Genomic DNA, 7,035 nt, shown 5'->3' on the forward strand with positions numbered 1-7,035 from the left:
CAGTCGCAGGGCTGATTTGGCGGTAAAATGGGCGCATGAGCCGGGTCATTCTTCATGTCGATATGGATGCCTTCTTCGCCTCGGTGGAGGTGCGGGAGCGTCCGGAGTTGCGCGGTCGTCCGGTGATTGTCGGTGGCACTCCGGAGGGGCGGGGTGTGGTGGCGGCGGCCAGCTATGAGGCGCGGCGTTTCGGCGTGCACAGTGCCATGCCGACGGCGACGGCACTGCGGCTCTGTCCGAAGGCGGTGGTGCTGCCGCCGCGTCACGGCTTCTATTCGCAGGTCTCGCGCGGGATTCACGCCGTTTTCGAGCGCTACACGCCGCTAGTCGAGCCCCTCTCCCTGGACGAGGCGTTCCTCGACGTAACCGGCAGTCTGCGACTATTCGGCAGCGCCGCTGCTATCGGGCGCCGAATCAAAGGTGAAATCCTCGAAGAGCTGGATCTGGTCGCCTCGGTCGGGGTGGCACCCAACAAGTTTTTGGCCAAGCTGGCCAGCGACATGAACAAACCCGACGGTTTTTTCCATTTCGATCCGAATCGGATTGCCGAGATACTGGACCCCATGCCGGTGACGCGACTGTGGGGAGTGGGGCCGGCCACGGCGCGCCAGCTGGAGCGCCTCGGGATCCGCACGGTGGGACAGTTACGACACTATTCGCAACGGCTCATTGCCCGCCATCTGGGGCGCGGCGGCGAACACCTTTGGGAATTGGCCCACGGCATCGATGAGCGACCGGTCATCTGCGAGCAGGAGACCAAATCGGTCTCGAACGAGACCACCTTTGCCCGGGACATTCACGACCCGAACAGCCTGCGGATCTGGCTCTCTGAATTGGCCGAGCAGGTGGCGTGGCGGCTGCGTCGGCAGGAATTGGCGGGCCGTACGGTTACGCTCAAAGTTCGTTTCCGGGATTTCACGACGGTGACGCGTTCCCTCTCTTTGCCGGAAGTGACTGACGTGACATCGGAGATCCGGGATACGGCCCTCCGACTCTATGAGGAACGGCTCGATCATCCCCACTTACCGGTTCGGCTGCTGGGGGTCGGGGTAAGCGGTTTCGACGCCCCCTCGGCCTGCCAGCAATCCCTGTTTAACGAGACGCGTGCCCGTAGCAGTCGGGTGGATTCCATCGTCGACCAAATCCGCTCCCGTTTCGGTAGCGATGCCATGCATCGTGGTGGCAGCAGGCGTTGACAGAGGACTTCCCTGTTTGTGAACTGGGCCAACCCCCCCTGTGACTCTCTTCCCTCCATTTTCTCCTGTTCCCCGATAGGCTGCATTTTAATGCTGTTAGACGTCTGCAGCGGAAAAGCAGAGATATGAAAATTCCCAAAAACATTCTGACCTATCTGGCGGAGATGCGCGGCGAGTATAAAGTTCGTGTAACGGACACCGCGGGTAGTTTTGATGAAATGGTGGCGGACGCCGGGCTGCCCGCCGAAAGCGTAGCCCGCGCCGTACTCCTTATGTCCAGGACGGACGGTATGCCGGAGAAAAAAACGGGCAGGTCGGCCGTATTGGCCATCATTCCTGCCGACCGGAAGCCGGACCTGGAGCGGCTTTCCCGGATGTTCAAGCGGGAGATGCGCATCGGCACGGATGCCGAGGTTCGGGACCTGTTTCCCGGTTGCGACGCCGGAGCCACTCCTCCGTTGGCTGCGCCGTTCGGCCTGCGTGCCATTCAGGACCGTCGGCTGAATGGCTGTGAGACGGTCTATTTCGCCTCGGGTACCGCAGGGGTCTTTATTCGTGCCGACCGGGACACGTTTGCTCGTCTGCAGGCGGACAGCTGGAGGCGACATGTGATCAGCCATAGCGATAAAACCGATAGCCCGATTGCAAACTCCCGGGACGCCATCCGCCACAAGGTGGAGTCAGTCACGGAACTGCCGGCGATGCCGGGAATGGCCTCGGAGATCATGCGCCTGCGCAACAATCCCTACTCTCACGCCAGTGAGTTGGCTGCAGTGATTGAGCAGGACCCCAGCCTTTCGGCTCAGCTCATCCGCTATGCCACCTCGCCCCTTTACGGCTACCAGGGCAGGGTGGCGTCGGTCGAGCAGGCGATCGTGCAGGTCCTCGGTATTGATTTCGTCTATGACTCCGCGTTCGGTCTGGTGCTCGGCAAGAGCTTTCGCAATGTAAAGGTCGGTCCTATCGGTCTGACTGCCTTCTGGCGGCACGCCGTTCACACCGGCGCCCTGACTCAGGCGCTATCCAGTGCCATGGACTACAACCGCCGGCCCTCTCCCGGGGCCGCCTACCTGGCGGGCCTGTTGCACAATTTCGGCCTGCTACTGCTTGGACACCTCTTCCCGGAGCAGTTCAAGCGTCTCAACCGGGCCATGCAGAAGGAGCCGAAGCGTCCGCTGAACGAGCTGGAGCGTGAAACGGTGGGTGTGAGCCATACCGAATTGGGGCTATGGCTGATGAATGTCTGGCACATGCCGATGGAGATCGTGGAGGCGGTTCGGGAGCACCACAATGCCAATTACCATGGCAATTACTCGGTCTACCCCAACCTTGTCTATGTGGCCAACGCGCTGCTGAAGCGCCATGGAATTGGCGAATCGGCCACAACGGAAGTGAGCGACACGATACTGGAGCGCCTTGGCCTTAATCGGATTCAGGCAGAGGCGGCGCTGACTACGGTCATGGAGGATGACGAAGGCCTGGATTACATCGCACGGCAGATGGCAGCCTGACCAGCGGATTATGAATTGTGTACTCTCCGACCCCAGGGTAAACGCATACTCACATTTTTGATGTCGGCGAGCGATATAAGTCCTTGATAGCAGGTACGCTGTGAATACATCCGTGTACGCTCGACGGCAGCATCCCTGCTGCCGACGACCTGCTATCAAGGACTTACACCGCTCGCTTCAAAGTATGCGGTTGCCCTGTCTCCGACCCGCGGCTTTGCGGTTTTTTTTGTGAGGTACGTACACTCCGGAAGTGAATCGCCGAGGGGGGGCCTCCTGCCCGGATAGCCTGCTGAGGATCAGCGGCAGGTACCCACGGCGTCAAAATGGCAGCGGGTGCGATCGGTCCATATCGCGCCGGCCAGGTTGGTTTCTTCGAAGCGGGCCTGAAACAGTTCGGCTCCCACCAGTGATGCGCGTGTGAGATTGGCGCGGCTGAAATCCGCAAACGAGGCCTTCACCCGCTCCAGGTTCGCCTTTTCCAGATTGGCTTCTACCAGAGAGGCATCCTCCAGTACGGCCTCTTCCAGACTGGCATTGAGCAGATGAGCCCGATCAAGATTGGCCCCGGTCAGTCGTGCCTGCCCCAGGTCCGCCTGCTGGAGATCGGCTTCCAGCAGGGAGGCGTTCTCCAGGTTAGCCTGGTAGAAGCTGGTGCGGCGGAGTCGGGCGCCGTCCAGGGTGGCGTCCGAAAGGTTCGCTCGATCAAGCCGAGCCTGATCCATTAACGCCTGGCTGAGATCAGCGCCGGCCATTTCAGTGCTGAGAAAACGGGCATCATCCAGTCGGGAGCGGGACAGATTGGCCTGGTTCAGTGTGGCGAAGTTGAGGTCGGCACCGGAAAGACGGCTGCCGGACAGGTCGGCATCGGTCAGATCGGAGCGGGTGAGGAGCGCTCCGCGCAGATCCGCGCGCTGCAGTTTCGCACTGCGTTTGTCACACCCGCTCCAGTTGACACCTGCTGCGGGAGGATCATCACAGGCCGCCAGTGCCGGCAGGGAAAGTGCACTGAGGAGAAGAAGGAGTCCGAGTCGGCGCATCAAGTTTCCTTGGGGTATTGCAGGGAGTTTCCATTGTACACGGCCCCGTCACCACCAGTAGCGATCCCATAACTCCGGGTTTGCCCAAAACTTCGGGTTTAGCCACTCCGGAGTCGGCTTGTAGGTCTTGAGATCGAATCCCCACAGCCGGTCAGGGGCCGAGGGATCGCCGCAGCGGGCCAGCAAGACCAACCCGAACGCCCGCAGTTCGTTATCGCTCCAGGCGCTTTGCGACTCGGCGCCCAGCTGCACGGCAAAATGGCCGCCGTGCAGGTCTCGAACGGCCGCCAGGAGCTGTTCACCGACGCGCTTTGGCAGCTGTTCCAGTGTATCCAGGAGCAACGCGAAATCGAAACGGCCAAGCTGGCCGATTTCGGTTAGTGGCTCCGGGCCGGAGACGACGGTTACCCGGGCGTCGGTCATTTTCTGCCAGGCACCGCAACCACTTCCGATGCAGAGTAGCGTCTTCGGGCGCAGCTGCATCAGCAGGGCGCTGGTGGCATTCCGACAGGTGTCCATTAGCTCCTTCTTAGTATAATGAACCTAGAGCTTCGATCAGCTAACGGTGGGGCGGGGTGCAACTCATTGATATTGGGGATGCTATGAATACGTCCCTGTAGACTCGATGGCCGCGTCCGTGCGGCCGACGCCCAATATCAATGAGTTGCACCCCGCTCGGAATTTACCTGTTCGGTGCTCTAGTGGTCCATGCGGGAAATAGTCGCCCCTCCGGCCGGAGCCTGCTAGATGAGGTGGGAAACAAGGCCGTCGGCCAGCTTGGGCTCGAACCAGGTCGACTTGGGCGGCATGACCTCATTGGCATCAGCCACTGCCATCAGCTGTTCGAGAGAAGTGGGGTGCAGGGAAAAGGCCACTGTCATCGCTCCGCTGTCCACCCGCCTCTCCAGTTCACCGAGGCCGCGAATCCCGCCCACAAAATCGATGCGTTTGTCCCGGCGCGGATCGTTGATATTCAGCAACGGCTCGATTAGGTTGTTCTGCAACAGGCTGACGTCCAGGCGACCGACAGGGTCTTCCGGAATGCGTTCGGCCTTGATCTTCAGCCGATACCAGCTGCCCCCGAGATACATGCCGAATTCGCCGCTTTCACGAGGCCTGACCGGTGCGGTGGAGTCCTCGATCGTGAAGGCCTCCGCGATCGCTTTCATGAACGCTTCTTCCGAAAGGCCACCCAGATCGGTGACGACGCGGTTATAGTCCAGGATCTGCATCTGCACGTCGGGAAAGATGACCGAGAGGAAAAAATTGTAGGGCTCATCGCCGGTATGCTCGGGGTTGGCTTCGCGACGCTTTGCCGCCACCCGCGAGGCCGCTGCGGAGCGGTGATGGCCATCCGCCACGTAGAGACGCTCCATGGCATCGAAGGTGTCGGTAATGGTCTGCATGGCGCCGGTATCGCTGACCGCCCAGAGGGTGTGCCGGATGCCATCGTCGGCCGTGACATCCATATCGGGTTCGGCCGCGGTGAGCCGCTCGACGAGGTCGTCGATGCCTTCATTGTGCCGGTAGGTGAGGAACACCGGGCCGGTCTGCGCTCCAAGGCTGTCGATCTGACGGACCCGGTCATCCTCTTTGTCGGGACGGGTGAATTCGTGCTTGCGGATGCGGCCGGCATCATAGTCGGCGACCGAGGCGGCGGCCACCAGACCGGTCTGTACATGCTCGCCCATGATCAGACGGTAAAGGTAATAGCAGGGCAGGACGTCCTGGACCAGCACTCCTTCCGAAAGCATTCGCTCGAAATTCTCTTTCCCCTTGGCATAGACCTCTGCCGCGAACGGGTCGGTGCCTTCCGGCAGATCGATCTCCGGCTTGGAAATGTGCAGGAAACTCCAGGGCCGACCCGCCGCGCGCTCCCGCGCTTCTTCGGTATTGAGAACGTCGTAGGGCGGGGCGACAACGTCATCGGCACGACCGGGTGCCGGGCGCAGGCCCGGAAAAGGGCGAATGAGCGGCATGTGTTTTTCTCGTCTGTTGTTATCGGCAGGGTTCGCTATTGAAAACCAGCTCGGTGGCCGGGTCAAACTTGAGTTGCGATGAACCTATACCTGCAGGTTGGTTTTCAGGCCGTCATCGGAGTTCGACGGGCTGAAGCCCGACCCACATCATCGGATCGTCCGGATCTCTCCCCGGATATCATCGAAATTGTCCTCTTTCAAAAGAAAAGGTAGACAACGTCGCGTTCAGGGCCTTTGTAGACGGCGCTGTGCATCAATCCCGGCTCTCCAGTTCGATGTGGTCGCTGCCCGCTTCACGATAAGAGGGGACTACCAGGTTTTTGCTGGCGGGCTGGTTCCGGTAAATGCGGCCGGCGGTGTCGTAGAGCGACCCGTCGCAACGGTCCCGAAAACCGCCTGACCACCCTTCCACCCCGACGTTCTCCGCCGCTGGCACGAAACCGACCGGGCATCCTGTGCCGGTCCCGAAGCCGTAGGCGACAAAGAGCTCGGGACGCAGTGAACGGCCCGGATTGCGGGCGGTCGGCGGTTGTCGGGAGGCGTTCGAGTCGGGGTCGCGCAGATGTCCGCGGGCATCGGCCAGTGCTGCAAGCATCGCGGGTGTACGCCGCAGGAGCACAAGCGGTCGGCCCTGCCAATCGGCCCTGCGGAACTCTCCGGGGAGCATATCGCCTACCGCCAGTTTCAAACCGGGCCGGATATCACCGTCGGGATCGGATGGCAGTGATCCGATCAATGCCACGCCGAACATGACCACGGTGAAAAGCGCCATGGACTTTACCATCGTGGCGAGGAAACGCCGTCGCGGTTCACTCACAGCGGATCAGTGCTCTTCCCTTTCGTGCAAACGATTGAGCCGCCGACAGCTCTTGTCCAGGCCGCTCTTCAACGATTCGAGCTGACGCACTATCTCCGTCAGTTCATGAGCAGAGCTGTCCGTGTCGATGCTGGCAAGCAGATCGATCGCCGTGCTCAGGGAGAAGGCAGCATCGGTAAGGTCATACTGAGCGTTTTCTATGCCGGTCATTAGAGGGGAATTACCTTGCATTTTGTGGCGCCTATTTTAGCACGACCGGCTTCGTCGGACCCACACCCAGCCGCTGGATGGTGGGGGGAATATCCATTAGAATCGTTCTCTTGAAAAAGAAAATTGCCGTTCGAATAACGGGTGCATTCGATACCCGACGAGCGAAATACCCACCCAGGAGGAGAATACAATCCATGTCGATAACTCGCCGCCAGTTTGTACAGCTGATGGGGATCGCCGGCGCCGCGGGCATGCTGCCCGGCTGCCAGCGGGGCGGGCAGGCCA

Annotated in this window: 7 protein-coding genes; 2 read left to right on the top strand and 5 right to left on the bottom strand. The window is 60.7% G+C overall.

The annotated features are described in order from the left end of the window. The first annotated feature begins 35 nt into the window (after nt 1-35). Both dinB and Q7L05_RS11500 read left to right on the top strand, forming a co-directional pair. Nucleotides 36-1,196, top strand: a complete 1,161-nt coding sequence (gene dinB, locus Q7L05_RS11495) for a DNA polymerase IV (protein ID WP_303906471.1) — start codon at nt 36-38, stop codon at nt 1,194-1,196. 125 nt (nt 1,197-1,321) lie between these two features. Next, a complete protein-coding gene (locus Q7L05_RS11500) occupies nt 1,322-2,707 on the top strand; it encodes an HDOD domain-containing protein (protein WP_303906474.1) in 1,386 nt (461 codons plus the stop codon). Between the two features lie 296 nt (nt 2,708-3,003). On the opposite strand, the gene Q7L05_RS11505 is transcribed toward Q7L05_RS11500, so the two are convergent. The 5 genes from Q7L05_RS11505 to Q7L05_RS11525 all read right to left on the bottom strand — a co-directional run bounded on the left by Q7L05_RS11505 (nt 3,004) and on the right by Q7L05_RS11525 (nt 6,750). Further along, nucleotides 3,004-3,744, bottom strand: coding sequence for a pentapeptide repeat-containing protein (locus Q7L05_RS11505; RefSeq protein ID WP_303906477.1), 741 nt, complete (start codon nt 3,742-3,744; stop codon nt 3,004-3,006). Between the two features lie 48 nt (nt 3,745-3,792). Then, a complete protein-coding gene (locus Q7L05_RS11510) occupies nt 3,793-4,263 on the bottom strand; it encodes a DUF6231 family protein (protein WP_303906480.1) in 471 nt (156 codons plus the stop codon). Between the two features lie 224 nt (nt 4,264-4,487). Next, nucleotides 4,488-5,723 carry a DUF1015 domain-containing protein gene (locus tag Q7L05_RS11515; RefSeq protein WP_303906483.1) on the bottom strand — a complete coding sequence of 412 codons (1,236 nt, stop codon included), beginning with the start codon at nt 5,721-5,723 and terminating at the stop codon, nt 4,488-4,490. A 253-nt stretch (nt 5,724-5,976) separates the two neighbouring features. Continuing rightward, nucleotides 5,977-6,540, bottom strand: a complete 564-nt coding sequence (locus Q7L05_RS11520) for a hypothetical protein (RefSeq protein WP_303906485.1) — start codon at nt 6,538-6,540, stop codon at nt 5,977-5,979. Nucleotides 6,541-6,546: 6 nt separating this feature from the next. Next, nucleotides 6,547-6,750, bottom strand: coding sequence for a hypothetical protein (locus tag Q7L05_RS11525; protein WP_092993398.1), 204 nt, complete (start codon nt 6,748-6,750; stop codon nt 6,547-6,549). Nucleotides 6,751-7,035 lie beyond the last annotated feature (285 nt).

It is taken from the genome of Thiohalomonas denitrificans (assembly GCF_016841685.1).
Lineage (GTDB): Bacteria > Pseudomonadota > Gammaproteobacteria > Thiohalomonadales > Thiohalomonadaceae > Thiohalomonas > Thiohalomonas denitrificans_A.